General features: G+C 67.1%; 16 protein-coding genes. 6 read left to right on the top strand and 10 right to left on the bottom strand.

Translation table 11 applies throughout. The features are described 5' to 3' along the window. Together IEX93_RS10095 and IEX93_RS10090 are read right to left on the bottom strand one after the other, a co-directional pair. Positions 1 to 625 (bottom strand): branched-chain amino acid ABC transporter substrate-binding protein (locus IEX93_RS10095; RefSeq protein ID WP_229906172.1); only part of this gene is annotated, 625 nt, incomplete at its 3' end. A gap of 143 nt (positions 626 to 768) precedes the next feature. After that, a complete protein-coding gene (locus IEX93_RS10090; protein ID WP_188848077.1) occupies positions 769 to 2,109 on the bottom strand; it encodes a glutamine synthetase family protein in 1,341 nt (446 codons plus the stop codon). Positions 2,110 to 2,300: 191 nt separating this feature from the next. Here IEX93_RS10090 and IEX93_RS10085 point away from each other — a divergent pair, with 191 nt between their 5' ends. After that, complete coding sequence (locus IEX93_RS10085; protein ID WP_188848076.1) at positions 2,301 to 3,956, top strand: bifunctional metallophosphatase/5'-nucleotidase; 1,656 nt, start codon at positions 2,301 to 2,303, stop codon at positions 3,954 to 3,956. Between the two features lie 72 nt (positions 3,957 to 4,028). Here the strand turns inward: IEX93_RS10085 and IEX93_RS10080 are convergent, their stop codons facing one another. The 3 genes from IEX93_RS10080 to IEX93_RS10070 are packed head-to-tail and all read right to left on the bottom strand — an operon-like array spanning position 4,029 to position 6,415. Further along, complete coding sequence (locus IEX93_RS10080; protein WP_188848075.1) at positions 4,029 to 4,472, bottom strand: MOSC domain-containing protein; 444 nt, start codon at positions 4,470 to 4,472, stop codon at positions 4,029 to 4,031. Next, positions 4,469 to 5,155 carry a c-type cytochrome gene (locus IEX93_RS10075; protein ID WP_188848074.1) on the bottom strand — a complete coding sequence of 229 codons (687 nt, stop codon included), beginning with the start codon at positions 5,153 to 5,155 and terminating at the stop codon, positions 4,469 to 4,471. The genes IEX93_RS10080 and IEX93_RS10075 overlap by 4 nt, the downstream gene beginning before the upstream one ends. A gap of 39 nt (positions 5,156 to 5,194) precedes the next feature. Further along, positions 5,195 to 6,415: a sulfite oxidase gene (locus IEX93_RS10070; RefSeq protein WP_188848073.1), complete on the bottom strand. Its 1,221-nt coding sequence runs from the start codon at positions 6,413 to 6,415 to the stop codon at positions 5,195 to 5,197. Between the two features lie 147 nt (positions 6,416 to 6,562). On the opposite strand from IEX93_RS10070, the gene mutS reads away from it, so the two are divergent. Further along, complete coding sequence (gene mutS, locus IEX93_RS10065; protein ID WP_188848072.1) at positions 6,563 to 8,998, top strand: DNA mismatch repair protein MutS; 2,436 nt, start codon at positions 6,563 to 6,565, stop codon at positions 8,996 to 8,998. Then, positions 8,995 to 10,617, top strand: coding sequence for a DNA mismatch repair endonuclease MutL (gene mutL, locus IEX93_RS10060; RefSeq protein WP_188848071.1), 1,623 nt, complete (start codon positions 8,995 to 8,997; stop codon positions 10,615 to 10,617). The genes mutS and mutL overlap by 4 nt, the downstream gene beginning before the upstream one ends. Here mutL and rraA read toward each other — a convergent pair. Then, positions 10,511 to 11,005, bottom strand: coding sequence for a ribonuclease E activity regulator RraA (gene rraA / locus IEX93_RS10055; RefSeq protein WP_188848070.1), 495 nt, complete (start codon positions 11,003 to 11,005; stop codon positions 10,511 to 10,513). The two genes, mutL and rraA, sit on opposite strands and share 107 nt — an antisense overlap. Positions 11,006 to 11,023: 18 nt before the next feature. On the opposite strand from rraA, the gene purU reads away from it, so the two are divergent. Genes purU through IEX93_RS10040 form a run of 3 tightly spaced genes read left to right on the top strand, consistent with a single transcriptional unit; the run spans position 11,024 to position 13,720 of the window. Then, entirely contained in the window at positions 11,024 to 11,881 is an 858-nt protein-coding gene (purU, locus tag IEX93_RS10050; RefSeq protein WP_188848069.1) for a formyltetrahydrofolate deformylase, read from the top strand. 48 nt (positions 11,882 to 11,929) lie between these two features. After that, complete coding sequence (locus IEX93_RS10045; RefSeq protein ID WP_188848068.1) at positions 11,930 to 13,144, top strand: S1C family serine protease; 1,215 nt, start codon at positions 11,930 to 11,932, stop codon at positions 13,142 to 13,144. After that, the gene (locus tag IEX93_RS10040) at positions 13,145 to 13,720 is read left to right on the top strand and encodes a GNAT family N-acetyltransferase (RefSeq protein ID WP_188848067.1); all 576 of its coding nucleotides are present in this window, start codon (positions 13,145 to 13,147) and stop codon (positions 13,718 to 13,720) included. It begins immediately after the preceding gene. Here IEX93_RS10040 and IEX93_RS10035 read toward each other — a convergent pair. From IEX93_RS10035 to IEX93_RS10020, 4 genes are all read right to left on the bottom strand, one after another. After that, positions 13,692 to 14,084 (bottom strand): hypothetical protein, encoded by a 393-nt coding sequence (locus tag IEX93_RS10035; protein WP_188848066.1) that lies wholly within the window; start codon positions 14,082 to 14,084, stop codon positions 13,692 to 13,694. The genes IEX93_RS10040 and IEX93_RS10035 overlap by 29 nt on opposite strands. Continuing rightward, a complete protein-coding gene (locus IEX93_RS10030; RefSeq protein ID WP_188848065.1) occupies positions 14,081 to 15,064 on the bottom strand; it encodes a TAXI family TRAP transporter solute-binding subunit in 984 nt (327 codons plus the stop codon). Before IEX93_RS10030 ends, IEX93_RS10035 begins: the two co-directional genes overlap by 4 nt. A 52-nt stretch (positions 15,065 to 15,116) precedes the next feature. After that, positions 15,117 to 17,240, bottom strand: coding sequence for a TRAP transporter permease (locus IEX93_RS10025; RefSeq protein ID WP_188848064.1), 2,124 nt, complete (start codon positions 17,238 to 17,240; stop codon positions 15,117 to 15,119). Between the two features lie 67 nt (positions 17,241 to 17,307). Further along, entirely contained in the window at positions 17,308 to 18,297 is a 990-nt protein-coding gene (locus IEX93_RS10020; RefSeq protein ID WP_188848063.1) for a TAXI family TRAP transporter solute-binding subunit, read from the bottom strand. Positions 18,298 to 18,433 lie beyond the last annotated feature (136 nt).

Genomic DNA, 18,433 nt, shown 5'->3' with positions numbered 1-18,433 from the left:
ATGAAGTCACCCAAGAACTCTTGAAGCAGGCTAAGGGAGGGCGAGGAAGGAGTTTTGGGTAAAGCCCTGCCTCAAAGCGCTTGCGGAACTCCTCCGCCAAGCCCTGTCCGTAGGCGGTCTTGTCGTGGATGACGAAGACGCGGCGGAGCTTAAGGTCGTTGTAGACGAACTCCGCGGCGGCGGGGCCCTGAACGTCGTCCCGGCCCACGATCCGGTTCACGTTGGGAAGCTTCCGGTCCGTGACCACGGGGTTGGTGTTGGCGGGGGAGACCATGACCAGGTTCACCCGGGCCAGGACCTCGCTGGCGGGGATAGCCACGCCGGAGTTCAGGGTGCCCACCAGGCCGAGGATGTCGGGGTCGTTAATCATCCGGTTGGCGTTGGCCACGCCTACGTCGGGGTTGGCCTGGTCGTCGTAGGGGACCAGCTGGAGCTCAAAGCCGAGCTGGCGGAAGCGGGGCTTAGCCTCCTCAACGGCCAGCTCCGCCCCCAGCTTGATCTGCTCTCTCAAGGCGGCCTGGGGGCCAGAGAGGGGGGTCATGGTGGCGATTTTGATGACGTTGGCCTGTCCCCATGCCAGCCCTAAGGCGGCCATGCCCGCTACCAAAAGGCTCAGTTTCCTCATAGCACACCTCCTCACCCTATGCACTGGTGTTGCGGCCTCATTCTAAAGGGGGGGTGGCGCTTCCTGTCAATCCCTAAGCGCCCCTTTGGGTATTTTTATGCGAATAGGGGAGGGCTTGCAAGCCCTCCCCTATTCGCCCAGGACTAGTAGGTGGCCAGGTACCGGTCCAGCTCCCACTGGTGGACCGTAACCCGGTACTCGTCCCACTCCATCTGCTTGGCCTGGAGGAAGTGGGTGTAGACGTGCTCGCCCAGGGCCTCCCGGATCACGGGGTCCTTCTTGAGGGCCTCGAGGGCCTCCCTAAGGGTGCCGGGAAGCTCCCGGATCTTGTGCTTGCGCCTTTCCCGCACGGTCATCTGGTAAATGTTGCGCTGGATGGGAGGGGGCGGGAGGAGCTTCCTTTCAATGCCGTCGGCGGCGGCGGCGGCCATGACCGCCAGGGCCAGGTAGGGGTTGCAGGAGGGGTCGGGCATCCTGAGCTCGGCCCGGGTGCCCACCCCCCGGCGCGCCGGGATGCGGATCATGGCGGAGCGGTTGGAGGCGGACCAGGCGATGTTGGTGGGGGCCTCGTACCCCGGGGTGAGGCGCTTGTAGGAGTTCACCAGGGGGTTGGTGATGGCCACCATCCCAGCGGCGTGCTCCAGGAGGCCGGCGATGAAGTGGAGGGCGGTCTGGGAGAGCTGGTAGGGGGCCTTGGGGTCAAAGAAGGCGTTCTGCCCGTCCTTGAAGAGGGAGAGGTGGGTGTGCATGCCGCTGCCGTTGATGCCGGCGATGGGCTTGGGCAGGAAGGTGGCGTGGAGGCCGTGGTTCAAGGCCACCCGCTTCACCACCCACTTGAAGGTGGCGATGTTGTCGGCGGTGGTGAGGGCGTCGGCGTACTTGAAGTCAATCTCGTGCTGACCCGGGGCCACCTCGTGGTGGGCGGCCTCAATCTCAAAGCCCATGGCCACCAGGGCGTTCACCATGTCCCGCCGGGCCTCCTCCCCCTTGTCAATGGGGGCCAGGTCAAAGTAGCCCGCCTTGTCGTGGGTCTCCGTGGTGGGCAGGCCCTCCGGGGTCCTGAGGAAGAGGAAGAACTCGGGCTCGGGGCCGGCGTAGAGGTTGTCAAACCCGAGCTTCTTGAGCCTTTCAATCTGCCGCTTGAGAACGTACCGGGGGTCCCCCTCAAAGGGGCGGCCGTCGGGGTAGTAGACGTCGCAGATGAGCCGGGCCACCCGGCCCCGCTTGGGGTCCTCCACCAGGTCGGGGAGGACGACGAAGGTGTTGTAGTCGGGCTTGAGGAGCATGTCCGACTCCTCAATCCGGGTGAAGCCCTCAATGGAGGAGCCGTCAAACATGATCTCCCCGTCCAGGGCTTTCTCAAACTGGGACTCCGGCACCTCCACGTTCTTGACCACCCCCAGGATGTCCGTGAGCTGGAGGCGCAAGAACTTAACCCCTTCCGCCTTCATGATCTTGAGGATCTCGTCCTTGGTGTACCCCATATTTCCTCCACTTCCCGCTTTCTCGGCCCGGCTTTTCGGATTTCTGCCGGGCGAGTTGGGCAAAGTGTACAGCAAAACCGTGTCATTTGTCAATCTTAGCTGGTACGCATTGCCAGATCATCATGGACGAGAGTTTATGCTTTTACTTGAAAGCTCCCAGCAGAGCGGTAAACTGGGCAACGGAGGCCGATATGCGGAGGCGCGAGCTTCTGAAGGCGGGAGCGGTCTTGGGCCTTGGAGGGCTTGGTCTAGGCCGGGCCCAGGGGGGCTTCACCCTGACCCTCGTCCACACCAACGACACCCACGCCCACCTGGAGCCGGTGGAACTCACCCTCTCGGGCGAGAAGGTGTCCGTGGGGGGTGTGGCCCGGCGGGTGGCGCTCTTTGACCGGCTCAGGACCCGGGCCAAGAACCCCCTCTTCCTGGATGCGGGGGATGTCTTCCAAGGCACCCTTTACTTCAACCAGTACCGGGGCCTGGTGGACCGCTACTTTATGCACCGGATGCTCTACCGGGTCATGGCCCTGGGCAACCACGAGTTTGACCTGGGGCCTGGGCCCTTGGCGGACTTCCTCAAGGAGGCCCGGTTCAAGGTGGTCTCCGCCAACGTGGACGCAAGCCAAGAGCCCCGGCTTAAGGGGCTTTTCGCTCCCTACGCCGTGGTCTTGGTGGGCGGGGAGAGGATCGGGATCATCGGCCTCACCACCCCGGACACCAAGGAGATCGCCAACCCCGGGCCCACAGTGGCCTTCCTGGACCCCTACGAATCCGCCCAGAAGGCGGTGTACGAGCTCCTCGCCAAGGGGGTCAACAAGATCGTGGTCCTCTCCCACCTGGGCTACGGGGAGGACCTGAAGCTCGCCCGGAGGCTGGTGGGGGCCCAGGTCATCGTGGGGGGACACTCCCACACCCTCTTGGGTAGCTTCCCCCACAAGGAGCTTTCCCCCATGGGGCCTTACCCCACGGTGGTGAAAAACCCCGAGGGGAAGGACGTCCTGGTGGTCCAGGCCTGGGAGTGGGGGAAGGTGGTGGGGCTTCTGGAGGTCACCTTTGACGCCAAGGGGGAGCTTTTGGCCTACAAGGGGGAGGCCCTCCTCATGACCCCCGAGGCCGCCCCCGAGGACTTCTTCGCCAAGGAGGCCCTCCTTGCCTACGCCCAGCCGGTGATGGCCCTGATGCAGCAGGTGATCGCCGAGGCCAAGGTGGACCTGGTGGGGGAAAGGGCCATCGTCCGCAGGCGGGAGAGCAACCTGGGCAACCTCATCGCCGACGGGATGGTGTGGAAGACGAGAAACGCCGGGGTGCGCATCGCCCTGCAAAACGGCGGCGGCGTCCGGGCCTCCATCCCCAAGGGGCCCATCACCGTGGGCAAGGTCTACGAGGTCCTGCCCTTCGGCAACACCCTGGTGGTGATGGACCTGAAGGGCAAGGAGATCCTGGCCGCCCTGGAGAACGGGGTCTCCCAGTGGGAGGCCCAGGCGGGCCGCTTCCTCCAGGTCTCGGGCCTCCGCTACGCCTTTGACCTCTCCCGCCCCGCGGGAAGCCGGGTGGTGCGGGTGGAGGTAAAGGAGGGGGAGGGGTATAAGCCTTTGGACCTCGAGGCCACCTACCGGGTGGTGGTGAATAACTTCATCGCAAATGGCGGGGACGGCTTCACCGTGCTCAAGGAGGCCCAGGGCTACCGGGTGGACACGGGCTTCTCGGACGCGGAGAGCTTCATGGACTACCTGAAGGAGCTTAAAGCCGTGGAGGCGGGCCTCGAGGGGCGGATTGAGGTTCTGAACGAGCCCAAAGGGGAGCGCCCCGCCTACTTCGCCTACCGGGTGCCGGGGCTCGTGGGGGTGTAGCCGGAAAGGACGCCCCCCGGGGAGGCCTCCCCGGGGGGTTCCCTTCTTTTGGCGAAAACCAGGGCGGGGTGCTTAGCGGGCCGGGGCGAGAAGGAGGACCGGGTCCCCCACCCGCACCACCCCGCCCTCCAGGACCCGGGCGTACACCCCCCGGCCCCCGTAGAGGAGCTTGGGAAGGCGGAGGTCAAACTGGGAGAGGCTCTTGCAGACGGTGCACACCTGGGAAAGCTCCAAAAGGGCTTCCCCCACCCTAAGCCTTGCCCCCGGGGGAAGGGCGTGCGGGTCCAGGTCCAAGAGGAGGTTTTCCCCTAAGGCCCCGTAGGGGAGTTCTATCCCCGCTTCCCGCGCCTTCTCGTAAGCCTTAAGCCCCGCCACCAGCACCGCCCGGTCGGGGTCCAGCCCGGCGTGCCGGTCCCCCTTGGCCCCGAAGCCCGCCAAAAGCTCCAAAGCCTCCACCCGGGGCTTGGGGAGGCCTGAGCCCAGACCCAGGTGGAGGGAGACCACTTGTCCTCTCATGGCAGGGAAAGCCTTTGGCGTAGGGAGAAGACCTCTTCCGGCGTCAAGGCCTTTTCCCGGGCAGCCCGGACCTCCTCGGGGGTGTAGGGCGGGAAGTTGGGCAGGCCTTCCCACCCCACCAGGTGGTTGAGGAGAAGGGCCAGGTCCTCATCGGAAAGCCAGGCGAAGCCGGGCATGACCCCGTTGTAGGTCTGCCCCTGGATCCGAACCTCTCCTTGGAGGCCGAAGAGAACCGCAGCCAGGAGGTACGCGCGCCCTCCCTCCCGCCCCAGGATCTGGGCCACGTGGCCCTTTAGGGGCGGAAAGAGGGGTGGGTTGCCCTCTCCGGAGGGTCCGTGGCACCCCTGGCAGTTGGCGTACACCTGGGCCCCGGTTTTGGCTTGTGCCTGGGGGGGAGGGGGTGCGGGGGGAGGCGCGGTGCCCAGGTAGGTGGCCAGGTAGTCCAGGATGGCAGCCCGCTCCTCGGGGGTCACCTTGAGGCCCTGGAGCACCATCTCCTGGAGGACCGCGTCCCAGCGTTCCCGGGAAAGCCTTTCCCGGGCCACAAGCCCCAGGTCATGGCAGGCCTGGCACTTGGCCAGGACCAGGTCCTTGCCGGGGCCTTCGGGGAGGTTGTACTGGCCGAGGGCCAGGTAGCCCAGGAGGCCGAGGAGGGGACCAAGGAGGTAAAGGACACGCCACACGCCATTCACCTTAGCTGGGTAGAAGGGCCTGGCCCCGCCTTAGGCTACGGTGAACCGGACCCGCATGACCCCGTTGTACTCGTACCCCCGTTCGTTCCAGGCGATGTTGCCGTCCAGGGGTTGGCTCCGACCCACGGCATCCCAGGCTCGGGCTATCACCTCGTGCTCCCCAGGGCGCAGGTAAAGGGTGGCCCGCCACCGCACCCAGCCGAAGGACCGGCCGCTTCCTTCCAGCGTGGCCCGGAACCAGGTGCGCCCCCCGTTGGTGGAGACCTCTACGCTGGTAAGGGGGACGAGGCCGTCGTTGAAGGCCACCCCCTCCACCCGCACGTAGGGCCCCTCCACCGTCTGGCCCTCCTGGGGAGCGAAGATGAAGCTGTTGATGGCCACCAGCCAGTTGGGGCGGGAGTTGGTGAAGCTGTAGGGGTAGGTCTTGCCGGGCTCCTGGGGGAGGATGGGGATGTTGGCGTTGGGAATGGCGGGGACGCGGTAGCGGGGCATCTGCTCGGCGGTGGTGTTTTCGGCCTCGGTGAACTCAATCTTAGCCACCCACTTCACGTTGTTCACGCCGAAGTATCCCGGGAAGACCAGGCGCACCGGCCCCCCGTGGACGGCAGGGAGGGGCTCGCCGTTCATGAAGAGGGCCAGGAGGGCCTCTTCCAAAGCGTGGATGGGTACGCTACGCACGAACTCGGCGGCGTTGCCCTGGCGGCTGGCATGGGCGGTGATGAAAAGGGCCTTCTCCCCTAGCTTTACCCCCTTGCTCTCCAGGAGGTCCTTAAGCCGCACGCCCCGGAAGGTGACATTCCCCACCCCGCCCCGCTTCCAGGGGTTTCCCGAGGTCCGGGGTTGGAAGAAGCTACGGCCGTTTCCCGAGCACTGGAGGACCATGGTCACCTCGTGCTGGGGAAGGCTGAGGAGCTCCTTGGCCTCCAAGGTGAAGGGCTTGTTCACCAAGCCGCCCACCTCCAGGGTCCAGCCCTCGAGGCTTGCCCCTTCCACGCTGTTGTAGCCGGGGAGGTCCACGTTGTTGCGCACGTAAAGGATCTCCTTGGAGGTGCGCTCGGGTTGGCTGGCCAGGAGGTCGTAGGGGGTTTCCAGCACGATGGGGCGTTGCGAGAGGACGATCAGCTTAGCGTCTTTGCCCTTGACCAGCTGGTCTGCGGTGGGGGTCTGCTGGGCTTGGCCCCTGCTTACGGCCAGAAGGGCCGCGCCTAACCCCATCCACTTAAGGGTGGTCCGCCGGCTGAGCTTTTCCATGGCCTCCTCCTTTTGGAAGGACATTTGTCCTCTTTGGGTTAGACTCTACCCCAGGACTGTATTCCCTGTCAAGGGAAAGCGAAAGGGCAGGCTTCCTGCTTTGGAAGGGATGCGCCGGGGTATCTTGGGGGTGGGGCAGGGGATATCATGGGAAACATGCTCAAGGGCGAAGGCCCTGGTCCCCTTCCTCCCCTTCTGCAACAGTACGTGGAGCTTCGGGACCGCTACCCCGACTACCTCCTCCTCTTCCAGGTGGGGGACTTTTACGAGTGCTTCGGGGAGGACGCCGAGCGCCTCGCCCGCGCTTTGGGCCTCGTCCTCACCCACAAGACCAGCAAGGACTTCACCACCCCCATGGCGGGGATCCCCATAAGGGCCTTTGACACCTATGCCGAAAGGCTTCTCAAGATGGGCTTCCGCCTGGCGGTGGCCGACCAGGTGGAGCCGGCGGAGGAGGCCGAGGGCCTGGTGCGCCGGGAGGTGACCCAGCTCCTCACCCCGGGGACCCTCACCCAGGAGACCCTCCTCCCCCGGGAGGCCAACTACCTGGCCGCCATCGCCACGGGGGACGGGTGGGGCCTGGCCTTTTTGGACGTCTCCACGGGGGAGTTCAAAGGGACCCTCCTCAAGAGCAAAAGCGCCCTTTACGACGAGCTTTTCCGCCATAGGCCCTCTGAGGTCCTCCTCGCCCCGGAGCTACGGGAGAACGAGGCCTTCGTGGCGGAGTTTAGGAAGCGCTTTCCCGTGATGCTCTCCGAGGCCCCCTTTGACCCGGAAGGGGAAGGCCCCCTGGCCTTAAGGCGGGCCCAGGGGGCCCTCCTCGCCTACGCCCGGGCCACCCAGGGGGGGGCCTTGAGCGTGCGGCCCTTCCGCTTTTACGACCCCGGGGCCTTCATGCGCCTTCCGGAGGCGAGCCTAAAGGCCCTCGAGGTCTTTGAACCCCTAAGGGGCCAGGACACCCTCTTCGCCGTTCTGGACGAGACCCGCACCGCCCCCGGGAGGCGGCTTCTCCAAAGCTGGCTCCGCCACCCCCTTCTGGAGAGAGGTCCCTTGGAGGCGAGGCTGGACCGGGTGGAGCGCTTCGTGGGGGATGGGGCGTTAAGGGAGGGCGTGAGGCGGCTTCTTTTCCGGATGGCCGACCTGGAAAGGCTCGCCACCCGGCTGGAGCTTTCCCGGGCAAGCCCCAAGGACTTAGCCGCCCTGAGGCGGAGCCTGGAGATCCTCCCGGAGCTCAAGGCCCTCTTGGGGGAGGAGGTGGTCCTGCCCGACCTCTCCTCCCTTTTGGAGGAGCTCCGGGCGGCTTTGGTGGACGACCCCCCCTTGAAGGTCTCCGAGGGGGGGCTGATCCGGGAGGGGTACGACCCCAACCTGGACGCCCTGAGGCGGGCCCACGCCGAGGGGGTGGCCTACTTCCTGGACCTCGAGGCCCGGGAGAAGGAGAGAACCGGCATCCCCACCCTCAAGGTGGGCTACAACGCTGTCTTCGGCTACTACCTGGAGGTGACCCGGCCCTACTACGAGAAGGTGCCCAAGGAGTACCGCCCCGTCCAGACCCTTAAGGACCGGCAGCGCTACACCCTGCCGGAGATGAAGGAGCGGGAAAGGGAGCTCTACCGCCTCGAGGCCCAGATCCGCCGCCTGGAGGAGGAGGTCTTCCTGGCGGTGCGGGAGAAGGCGAGAAGGGAGGCGGAGGCCTTAAGGGAGGCGGCCCGGGTCCTCGCCGAGCTTGACGTCTACGCCGCCCTCGCCGAGGTGGCGGTGCGCTACGGCTACACCCGGCCCCGCTTCGGGGAGCGCCTGAGGATTCGGGCCGGGCGCCACCCGGTGGTGGAAAGGCGGGCGGCCTTCATCCCCAACGATCTGGAGATGGCCCACGAGCTCGTCCTGGTCACCGGGCCCAACATGGCGGGCAAGTCCACCTTCCTCCGCCAGACCGCCCTCATCGCCCTCCTCGCCCAGATGGGAAGCTTCGTCCCCGCCGAGGAGGCGGAGCTTCCCCTCTTTGACGGGATCTACACCCGGATCGGGGCCTCGGACGACCTGGCCGGGGGGAAGAGCACCTTCATGGTGGAGATGGAGGAGGTGGCCTTGATCCTCAAGGAGGCCACGGAACAAAGCCTCGTCCTCCTGGACGAGGTGGGCCGGGGGACGAGCAGCCTAGATGGCCTCGCCATCGCCACCGCCCTCGCCGAGGCCCTCCACGAAAGGCGCGCCTACACCCTCTTCGCCACCCACTACTTTGAGCTCACCTCGCTTTCCCTGCCCCGGCTCAAGAACCTGCACGTGGCCGCCAAGGAGGAGGAGGGGGGCCTGGTCTTCTACCACCAGGTCCTCCCCGGGCCCGCCTCCAAGAGCTACGGGGTGGAGGTGGCCCGGATGGCGGGCCTGCCCAAGGAGGTGGTGGACCGGGCCAAGGCGCTCCTAAGGGCCATGGCCGCCAGGCGGGAAGGGGCTTTGGAGGCCCTTTTGGAGCGGCTCCTTGCCCTGGACCCCGACCGCCTCACCCCCCTCGAGGCCCTACACCTCCTCCACGAGCTCAAGGCCTTGGCCCTGGGGGCCCCCTTGGGTAGCATGAAGGGGTGATCCGCCCCCTGCCCGAGGAACTCCGCGGGCTTTTGGCCCAAGGGGAGGTCCTCCTTTCCGTGCGGGATGCGGTGCGGGAGCTTTTGGAAAACGCCCTGGACGCCGGGGCTAAAAGGGTGCGGGTGGAGCTATGGGGCGGGGGGCTGGAAAGGCTCGTGGTGGAGGACGACGGGGAGGGGATTCCCCTAGAAGACCTCCCCCTCGCTGTGGCCCCCTTCGCCACCAGCAAGCTCCAAGACCCCAAGGCCATCCGCACCCTAGGCTTCCGCGGCCAGGCCCTCTACGCCCTGGCCCAGGCCGCCCCCTTGCGCCTCCGCTCCCGGCCCAGGGGGCAGCTTGGGGGCGGGCTCCTTTGGGCCCACGGGAAGGAGGTGGCGGTGCGGGAGGTCCCCGCCCCGCCGGGGACCCGGGTGGAGGTGGAGGGGCTTTTTAGGGGGCGGGGCCTGGACCCCGCCAAGGAGATCCGGGAGGTCCTCCGCCTCCTCAAGCGCTACCTCCTCCACCACCCCCACCTCCACCTGGCCCTTTTCGCCGAGGGGGAGGCCAGGCTCCTCTTCCCCGGGGCGGGCCTTCGGGAGGCGGCCCGGGTGGCCTTCGGGAAGGTCATGGCGGAAAGGCTTTTCCCCGTGGAGAAGGAGGAAGGGAGTTTGGGCCTCTTGGGGCTTCTTTCCGGCCCCCAGGTTTCCCGCACCCGGGAGGACGCCCTCTTCCTTGCGGTGAACGGACGCCCCGTGGCCTTTCCCCCGGGGCTCCTTAAGGCGGTGCGCCGGGCCTACCGGGAGCTCCTCCCCGAGGGGCACTTCCCCTTGGGGGTCTTAAACCTCAGGCTTCCTCCCACCGCCTACCGCCTCCGCCTGGACGCCAGGAAGGAGGAGATCCTCCTCGCCCCCGAGGTGGAGGCCTTCGTGGAAGGGGCCTTGCGGGAGGCCTTGGCCCGGAGGAACCTGGCCCGCCTCCTCCCAGGTCCCAAGCCCCCTGCCCCCTTGAGCCCCCCTTCCCCCTCGGGGCTTCCCCCTCTCCGCTACTTGGGGCAGTTCCGGGATAGCTACCTTCTCGCCGAGGGGGGGGACACCCTCTACATCGTGGACCAGCACGCCGCCCACGAGCGGATCCTCTACGAGGAGTTTCTCTCGCGCCTAAGGGAAGGGCCTTCCCCCTTGCCCTACCCGGTCCTGGTGGAGGTGGAGGAAGGCCTCGAGGAGAGCGAGGCGGTGGAGGCCCTCTTCCGCTACGAGCCCTTCGGCCGGGGGCGGGTGCGGCTCCTCTCCGCCCCTTCCTTCCTCCACCCCTATCCTCTGCTCCTCCCCGAGGTCTTCAAGGAGGCCTTGCGCGGGGAGGGGAGAAGCCTCAAGGCCCTCCTCGCCCGCCTTGCCTGCCTCCCCGCCGTTAAAGCGGGCCACCCTTTGGGGAAGGCCCAGGGGCAGGCCCTCCTGGACGCCCTCCTCGCCTGCGAGACCCCCTGGGCCTGCCCCCACGGAAGGCCTGTCCTCCTCGCCCTCAAGGAGGAGGACCTCATCCGCCGCTTTGGACGCCGCTCGGGGGCTCGGGGAGGAGGAGAAGCCCGTTTTCGTCGGCAAGAAGAAAATTTCCCGGAAGCACCCGCGCCCCGAGAACCTTAAAGGGCACGTCCACCTCCCCCTTCCCCTCCTTGGCGCTTTTTCTAGGGGTGGCGGCCAGGGCCAGGATGCCGATGGGGACGTCTTTAAGCTCCTCCACGTCCCGCACCGCCCCATGGACCACCACCCCGGCCCACCCCCTTTCCCAGGCCAGGCGGGCCAGGTTGCCCCCGAGGAGGGCGGTGCGCAAGGAGCCCCCGCCGTCCACAAAAAGGACCTGGCCCTCGCCCCCTTCCTCCAGCACCCGGCGCACCAGGGCGTTGTCCTCAAAGACTTTTAGCGTCCTGACCCGGCCCGCAAAGCGGGTTTTGCCGCCGAAGCTTTTGAAGACCATGGGGAGGGTTTCCCCCTCCGGGTGAAGGTCCGAAAGGTCTGGGGTGCGCGCCTCCATGGGGATATAGTAGCGGGCATGGAGGAGGCGAGGCTTCTCGTCACCTGTCCGGACCGGCCCGGCATCGTCGCCGCTGTGAGCGGTTTCCTCTACGCCCACGGGGCCAACATCACCGATTTGCAGCAGCACTCCACCGACCCCGAGGGAGGGACCTTCTTCATGCGGGTGGCCTTCACCGCTTCCCACCTGGACCTGGCCCGCCCTGCCCTGGAAAGGGCCTTTCAGGACGTGGTGGCGGACCGCTTCCAGATGCAGTGGCGCTTGGCCTACGCCTCCGAGAGGAAGCGGACGGCCATCCTGGTCTCCAAGCCCGCCCACGCCCTTTTGGAGCTCCTCTGGCGCTACCGGATGGGGGAGCTTCCCATGGACCTGCGCCTGGTCATTTCCAACCACCCTGGCCACCGGGAGGAGGTGGAGCGCTTCGGCATTCCCTACCACCACGTGCCCGTGGAGAAGGACCGCAAGGAGGAGGCGGAGGAGAGAATCCTCGCCCTTTTGGAGGAGGAGGGGGTGGAGCTCGTGATCCTCGCCCGCTACATGCAGATCCTCTCCCCTCGCTTCGTGGCGCGCTACCCCATGCGGATCATCAACATCCACCACTCCTTCCTCCCCGCCTTCGCCGGGGCCGACCCCTACCGCCAGGCTTACGAGCGGGGGGTGAAGCTCATCGGGGCCACGGCCCACTACGTCACCGAGGAGCTGGACGCCGGGCCCATCATAGAGCAGGACGTGGTGCGGGTTTCCCACCGCCACTCGGTGCGGGAGATGAAGCGCCTCGGGCGGGAGCTGGAGCGCACCGTTTTGGCCCGGGCGGTGCGGTGGCACCTGGAGGACCGGATCCTCGTCCACGAAAACCGCACCGTGGTCTTCGTCTAATGGCGGGCTAACCGGCGGGGCGTAAGGTGGGGTTTGGGAGGTGGTGGCATGAACCTGGGGCGTTCCTTCCTAGGCTTTTTGGTCCTCTCCCTGATGGCGGGGGCGGTCCTTTGGTGGGGGGTTTCCAACGGCCAGGCCCCAAGCCCTCAGGCGGCCAGGGCCGCCGACGAGGGGCTTTTGGAGTACGAGCGGAACACCGTGGAGATCGTGGAGCGCTACGGGGACGGGGTGGTTTACGTTTCCGTGGTCACCCGGCCCCAAAGCGTCCAGCTTCCCCCGGGGTTTGAGTTCTTCGCCCCCTTCCTCCAGGTGCCGCCCCAGCGGGGGACGGGCTCGGGCTTCGTCATTGACAAGGAAGGTTACATCCTCACCAACTACCACGTGGTGGAGGGGGCGGACCGGATCACGGTGAAGTTCCACAACGACCCCAAGGAGTACCAAGCCCGCCTGGTGGGGGCGGCCCCGCCTTTGGACGTGGCCCTCCTCAAGGTGGACGCCCCCAAGGAGCGCCTGGTGCCCCTGGTCCTGGGGGACTCCGACACGATTCGGGTGGGGCAGAAGGCCATCGCCATGGGGAACCCCTTCGGGCTGGAGTTCACCGTGACCCAGGGGATCGTCTCCGCCATCCGGGAAAACCCCGGGGCCATCGGGGACGAGTCGGGCCTCGTTCCCCAGGTGATCCAGACGGACGCCGCCATCAACCCTGGAAACTCCGGGGGGCCCCTCCTCAACTCCCGGGGCGAGGTCATCGGCATCAACACCGCCATCTTCACCCCCACGGGCCAGTTCGGGGCGGCCCAGTTCGCCGGGGTGGGGTTCGCCTTGCCCATCAACCTGGTGAAGCAGTACCTCCCCGAGATGCGGGCGGGGAAGACCCTCACCGCCGAGGAAATCGTGCGGAGCCGGCCCCGGCTTGGGGTTTCCATCATCCCCCTCTCCTTCTACCCGGAGAGGCTCCGCCAGCAGTATGGCTTCCCCGACACCGGCCTCATGGTCCAGGAGGTGGAGCGGAATAGCCCCGCCCAGAAGGCGGGCCTCAGGGCGCCGAGCCGCTTTGCCTACATCCAGCTGCCCACGGGCGAGGTGCTTCAGGTGGGGGTGGATGGGGACGTGCTCCTCGAGGCGGACGGGGTGCCCCTCACCTCCATCGCCCAGCTCCGCCAGGTGCTCTACGCCAAAAAGCCCGGGGAGGCGGTGACCCTCAAGGTCTGGCGTCAGGGGCGTACCCTCACCGTGCGGGTGGTGCCCCAGGTCCTGCGGTAGATGGGGGTTTGGGAGAAGGCGCCGCTAAGGCTTAGGCGCTACCTCGTCTACCGCCGCCAGGGGGGGTGGCCTCCCCTCGTCTTGAGTCCCTCCGTAACGGTGGAGTGGCTGGAAAAGGGCCTACCCCCCGGGCTTCCCGAGGAGGTCCCGGCCGACGGCCGGGTCTACCCCGTGGCCCGGACCCTCGAGGGCTACCTGGCCCTCGGCCACCCCGGGGTGGTCCTCCGGGTGGAGGGGCGGTACGCGGGCCACCTCTTCCTCCGCCCCCCGGGAACCCCGCCCCCGCCCCACCTCCCCTGGGGCTTCCTCCCGGAGCCCTTGCCCTGGGCCTACGGGGCCTTCGTGCGCCCGGAGTACCGAGGGCGGGGTCTCATCCGCCACGCTTTGGTGGCCCTGGGGAGGGAATGGGAAGAGGTCTACGCCGAGGTCCGGCCGGGGAACCTCCCGGCCCGGCGGAGCCTCGAGGCTCTGGGTTTCCGCCCCGTGGGGTGGCTTCAGGTCCTCATCCTAGGGGTGCCCAAGGTGCGCTGGTGGCGCTTCGCCCGCTTCAAGGCGGAAAGAGGAGGCGCGCCCTGAGGCAGCCTCCCTCCGCCCGAAAACGCCATGGGCCCAGGGCGAGGGAAAGCCCCACCTCCGAGCAGTAAAGGAGGTCCCTTCGCCTTTCCCGGGCCAGGGCCTCGTTCCAGGCGTACTCTCCCCCGGTGTAGTAGGCCTCGGTCTCCGGGTCCGTGAGGGCGCGGAAGCCCCGGAAGTCCCAGAGGGGGTAGAAGAAGAGGCGCACGGGCTTCCCCGTGACCGAGTTCACGAAGGCCACCTCGCCCCGGCTCCAGGGAAGGAGGAGAAGAAGCCGCTCTCCCTGGTCCGTCTCCACCAAGACCAGCCGCGCGAGAAGCAAAACCCCCAGGGCCAGAAGGCCCCAGGGGAAAAGGGCCCGCCTCACTTGAGGGCGCCCACCTCCCGGAAGTAGCGCAAGGCCCCCTCGTGGTAGGGGATGGTTCCCCTCACGAAGCGCACGGCGTTTTCCGGGGAGGTGTCCTTGGCGGCCGCCACCGCCTGGCGCAGGGTGGCCAGGTTCTCAAAGGTGGCCTTGGTGAGGGCGTAGGCCGCCTCCTCGGGGAGGGAGGCGGGGCAGATGAAGAAGTTCCAGAAGGAGAGGGTGGGGGTGTCGTTGCGGGTGCCGTAAACCTCCTTGGGGATCACCCCGGGGGCGGAGACGCCCGGGAAGCGGCGCTGGAAGACCTGGACGGGGGTGCTTTGCGGGGGCAAGGGGACGAGCTGGATCCGGTCCCCCTTGCGGGCCAGGGTGGCGGCGAGCTCCACGATGGCCCCCGTGGGGAGCCCCCCGGACCAGAAGAAGGCGTCTATGTTGCCCTCGGAGAGGGCGCTGGCGCTCTCCTGGGCCCCGAGGCGCTCCTGCTTGGCGAAGCTCTTGGGGGAAAGGCCCGCGGCCTCGAGGACCAAAAGGGCCTCCACCTCCGTCCCCGAGCCCGGGGCCCCCGTGGAGACCCGCTTGCCCTTGAGGTCCTGGATCACCCGGATCCCGGCGCTTTCCCGGGTGACGAGGTGGAGGAAGTTAGGGTACATGGCGAAGAGGATGCGCACGTTCTTGGCGGGCCGGTTCTTGAAGCGCTCGTGCTGGCCCGTGTAGGCCAAATAGACGGAGTCCGGCAGGGCGGTGGCGCAGTAGTAGGTGTTGGCCTGGGGGTTGGACCGGGTCTCCAGGAGGAGGATGTTGTCAATGGAGGCCGCCGTCTGGATCGCCTGGGCCGTGGCCACTCCCGCCTTGTTCCAGAGCTCCGCCAGGGCGGTGCCGTAGTAGAAGTAAACCCCCCCTACGCCCCCGGTGCCGATGACCACGTTGGGCTTCTGGGCCAGGGCGAGCCCACCTAGAAGCAAAACCGCAAGCCAGCTTCTCCGCATGCCTTACCTCCTTTGGGTCCGCCTCCACGTTACCCTTACCCTTCCTTTCCGGTCAAGCCCTGCCCCGGCGGAAGAAGAGGAGCCCGAGGAGGAAGGCGGCGAGGTTCAGGTAGAGGTGGGGCACGAAGAGGAGGACGGCCAAGACCCCCAGGGCCCAGGCTTCCCAGCGCTTCAGGACCCGCCAGGTGTACCCGGCCCCCGAGGCGGAGAGGTAAACGATGCCCGCGGTCACGGAGAGGAAGCGCCAGAGGATGAGGGACCAAGCCCTTTCGGGCGGGGCGGTTTCCAGGACGGGGAGGATGAGGAGGGCGGTGCCGGAGTAGGCGAGGAGGAAGAAGAAGCCCACCAGGTACTTGGAGAGGGCCACGCGGGCGGCGTAGACCCCGGTCTGGAGGGGGTTGGTGCCGAAGACGCTGGCGGCGGCGTAGGCGGAGAGGGCCACAGGCGGGGTCACGTCGGCCAAGACGGCGTAGTAGAAGAGGAACATATGGGTGGCGAGAAGGGCGGCCTGCTGGGCGGCCTCCGGGCTTAGGCCCTCGGCGGCGAAGTTTTTGGCGGCCAGGCCGATGATGGCCGGCGCCGTCAGGGCGGAGGTGAGGACGTAGGTGGCCGTGGGGGGAACGCCCATCCCCAGGACCAGGCTGAAGACGGCGGTGATGAGGGTGGCGAGGAGGAGGCTTTCCCCCGAGACCTGCTGCAAGAGCTGGCTGAACTTGGAGGGCAGGCCGGAGATGACCATGTTGGCGAAGATGAGGTTGGCGGCGGTGACGGCGGCGCCGATGGGAAGGAGGGTGCGGAACCCTTCGGCGAGGCCTTGGAAGATGGGCCCGAGCCCCTTGGGCCTCAGGGTGGGGTCCAGGTAGGCCAGGACCACGAAGAGGACCAGGGCGAGGCTTGCGGCGGTGCGCACCTCGTAGCCCAGGTAGAGCATGGCCACGATGAGGAGGATGGGGAGGAAGATGAAGCTATAGCGGAGGACGTAGGCCTGGCGGCTCATGCCCAGCTCGGGGGCCACCGCCTGGAGGCCCGCTTTGCGGGCGTAGAACTCGTTGAAGGCCAGCACCGTGGTGAGGTAGAGGAGGGCCGGCCCAATGGCCATGACGATGATTTTGAGGAGGGAGATCTGCAGGACCTCCACCATGATGAAGGCGATGGAGCCCAAAACGGGGGGGGTGATGAGGGCGATGGTGCCGGCGGTGGCCACGAGGCCCGCGGCGATCAAGCGGTCGTAGCCTGCCCGCTCGTAGAGGGGCTTGGTGAGGGCGGCCACGAACTGGGTGTCGGCGGCCCCGCTTCCCGAGAACATCCCCATGAAGACGCTGGCCAGGCCCGTAACCCGCCCGGGGGTGGCGGGGTGCTTGCCCACCAGAGCCAAGGCCATGTTGGCCACCACCTTGCCCAGGCCCAAGGCGGCGATCATTCCGGAAAGCAGGGTGAAGTAGACCAGGTACTTGGCGGAGACCCCGGTGATGAGACCGTAGATGCCGGCCTCGGTCTCGTTAAAGGTCTTCCCCAGGAGGAAGTCCAGGGGCTGGGGCGTGCCCTGGAAGGCCCCCGGGAAGCGGTCGGCGTAGAGGTTGTAGGCGAAGAAAAAGAGGATGAGAACCGGCATCACCGGGCCCAGGAGGCGGTAGACCACCCCCAGGACCAGCATGATGAGGCCGAAGGACATGCCCACGTCCCAGGGCTCCGGCAGCACGGCCCGGTAAACCAGCTCTTCAAAGTGGCGGAGCTGGTACAGGGTGGGCAGGAAGGCCAAAGGCAGGGCCAGGAGGCTTGCCGCCCGGGAGAGCCGGGGGAGGAGGGCGGGGAGGACGGCCACCGCCCAGTAAAGGAGGCCCAGCGCCTTCACGCTTCCCGGGAGGGGCGTGGCCGTGGGCGGGGGGAAGAGGAAGTGGTAGAGGAGGACCAGGGAGAAGAGGAAGTAGACCCAGGCCCCCAGGGTCCTTTTGCGCTCGGGGAGGGTGTAGGCCACCAGGAACCCGCCCAGGAGGAGGAAGAGGACGTGGGTGCTCCGCTGGAGCTGGACGATGTCCAGGATGGGGATCTCCTGCCGGGCCAAGGGGGTGAAGGGGTGGAGGACCAGGTAGAGGCTGTATAGGGCGCCTAGGACGAGGACCGCCTGGGTGAGCCTTCCGATGAGGGTGGGAGGGGAAGCTTTGGCTTCTAGCTCCATGGGCTACCTCAAAAAAGCCCGGGGCCTGGGCGGCTTCTCCTGACCTCGGGCGTGCCTTCGGGTTCCCTTACTTGATGAGGCCCTTCTCCTTCAGGTAGCGTTCCGCCCCGGGGTGGAAGGGGATGGGGAGCTTGCCGTAAAGCCGGGCGGTGGCCTCGAGGCTCGTGTCCTTGGCGGAGGCCACGGCGGTGCGCAGGGTGTCCAGGTTTTCAAAGACCGCCTTCATCATGGCGTAAGCCGCCTCCGCGGGGAGGGTGTCGGGGCAGACCACGATGTTGCCCGTGGCCAGGCCGGGCACGTCGGTGCGGGTGTTGTAGACGCTCTTGGGCACCTTGTAGGGCTCCATCAAGCCGGGGAAGCGCTTGAACACCACCTGGGCTGTGGTGCTCTTGGGGTCAATGGGCACGAGGTAAACCCGGTCCCCCTTGCGGGCCAGGGTCTGGGAGAGTTCCACGATGGAGCCCGTGGGCACGCCGCCCACCCAGAAGAAGGCGTCCAGGGTGCCCTCGGCCAGGGCCTTGGCGCCTTCCGCCACGGGGAGACGCTCCCGCTTGCTGAAGCTGTCCGGGCTTACCCCCGCCGCCTGGAGGACCAAGAGGGCCAGGTTCTCCGTGCTGGAGCCGGGCTGGCCGGTGGAGACCCGCTTGCCCCTAAGGTCCTGGACCACCTTGATCCCCGTTTTCTCCGAGGTCACCAGGTGGATAAAGGAGGGGTACATGTAGAAGAGGACCCGTTGGTTCTTGGCGGGCTTCTCCTTGAAGCGGGGCTCCTCCCCGGTGTAGGCCACGTAGGCGGAGTCCGAGGTGGTAAGGGCGCAGTAATAGATGTTGGCCCGGGGGTTGGTCCGGTCCCGGAGGAGGAAGAGGTTGTCGTAGGAGCCCCCGGTCTGGACCGGCTGAGCTTCCACGGCCCCCGCCTTGTTCAGGATGTCCGCCAAGGCGGTGCCGTAGTAGAAGAAGACCCCGCCGGTGCTCCCGGTGCCGATGGCCACCTTGGGCTTTTGCGCCACGCTCACGCCTAAAGCCAGGAGGGCGAATAGGGCTAGGACTCGCTTCATCTTTCACCTCCGCATCGTTTTGCGCCCCCAGGTTATTCCGGGTCCTGGGGCCTGTCAAGGTGGGAAAGCAGGGCTTTACCCAAAACTCCTTCCTCGCCCTCCCTTAGCCTGCTTCAAGAGTTCTTGGGTGACTTCA

This window comes from Thermus composti (assembly GCF_014647535.1).
Taxonomy (GTDB): domain Bacteria; phylum Deinococcota; class Deinococci; order Deinococcales; family Thermaceae; genus Thermus; species Thermus composti.
The sequence above is the reverse complement of the archived record's forward strand: the minus strand, read 5'-3'. Positions and strand labels throughout refer to the sequence as shown.

What these genes read in the sequence shown, in the direction of transcription:
- IEX93_RS10080 (WP_188848075.1), bottom strand. Translation starts at nt 4,472, where the DNA reads ATGAGAGGACAAGTGGTCTCCCTCCACCTGGGTCTGGGCTCAGGCCTC.
- IEX93_RS10040 (WP_188848067.1), top strand. Translation starts at nt 13,145, where the DNA reads ATGGGGGTTTGGGAGAAGGCGCCGCTAAGGCTTAGGCGCTACCTCGTC.
- rraA (WP_188848070.1), bottom strand. Translation starts at nt 11,005, where the DNA reads ATGGAGGCGCGCACCCCAGACCTTTCGGACCTTCACCCGGAGGGGGAA.
- IEX93_RS10090 (WP_188848077.1), bottom strand. Translation starts at nt 2,109, where the DNA reads ATGGGGTACACCAAGGACGAGATCCTCAAGATCATGAAGGCGGAAGGG.
- IEX93_RS10025 (WP_188848064.1), bottom strand. Translation starts at nt 17,240, where the DNA reads ATGGAGCTAGAAGCCAAAGCTTCCCCTCCCACCCTCATCGGAAGGCTC.
- purU (WP_188848069.1), top strand. Translation starts at nt 11,024, where the DNA reads ATGGAGGAGGCGAGGCTTCTCGTCACCTGTCCGGACCGGCCCGGCATC.
- IEX93_RS10030 (WP_188848065.1), bottom strand. Translation starts at nt 15,064, where the DNA reads ATGCGGAGAAGCTGGCTTGCGGTTTTGCTTCTAGGTGGGCTCGCCCTG.
- IEX93_RS10020 (WP_188848063.1), bottom strand. Translation starts at nt 18,297, where the DNA reads ATGAAGCGAGTCCTAGCCCTATTCGCCCTCCTGGCTTTAGGCGTGAGC.
- IEX93_RS10045 (WP_188848068.1), top strand. Translation starts at nt 11,930, where the DNA reads ATGAACCTGGGGCGTTCCTTCCTAGGCTTTTTGGTCCTCTCCCTGATG.
- mutS (WP_188848072.1), top strand. Translation starts at nt 6,563, where the DNA reads ATGGGAAACATGCTCAAGGGCGAAGGCCCTGGTCCCCTTCCTCCCCTT.
- IEX93_RS10085 (WP_188848076.1), top strand. Translation starts at nt 2,301, where the DNA reads ATGCGGAGGCGCGAGCTTCTGAAGGCGGGAGCGGTCTTGGGCCTTGGA.
- IEX93_RS10070 (WP_188848073.1), bottom strand. Translation starts at nt 6,415, where the DNA reads ATGGAAAAGCTCAGCCGGCGGACCACCCTTAAGTGGATGGGGTTAGGC.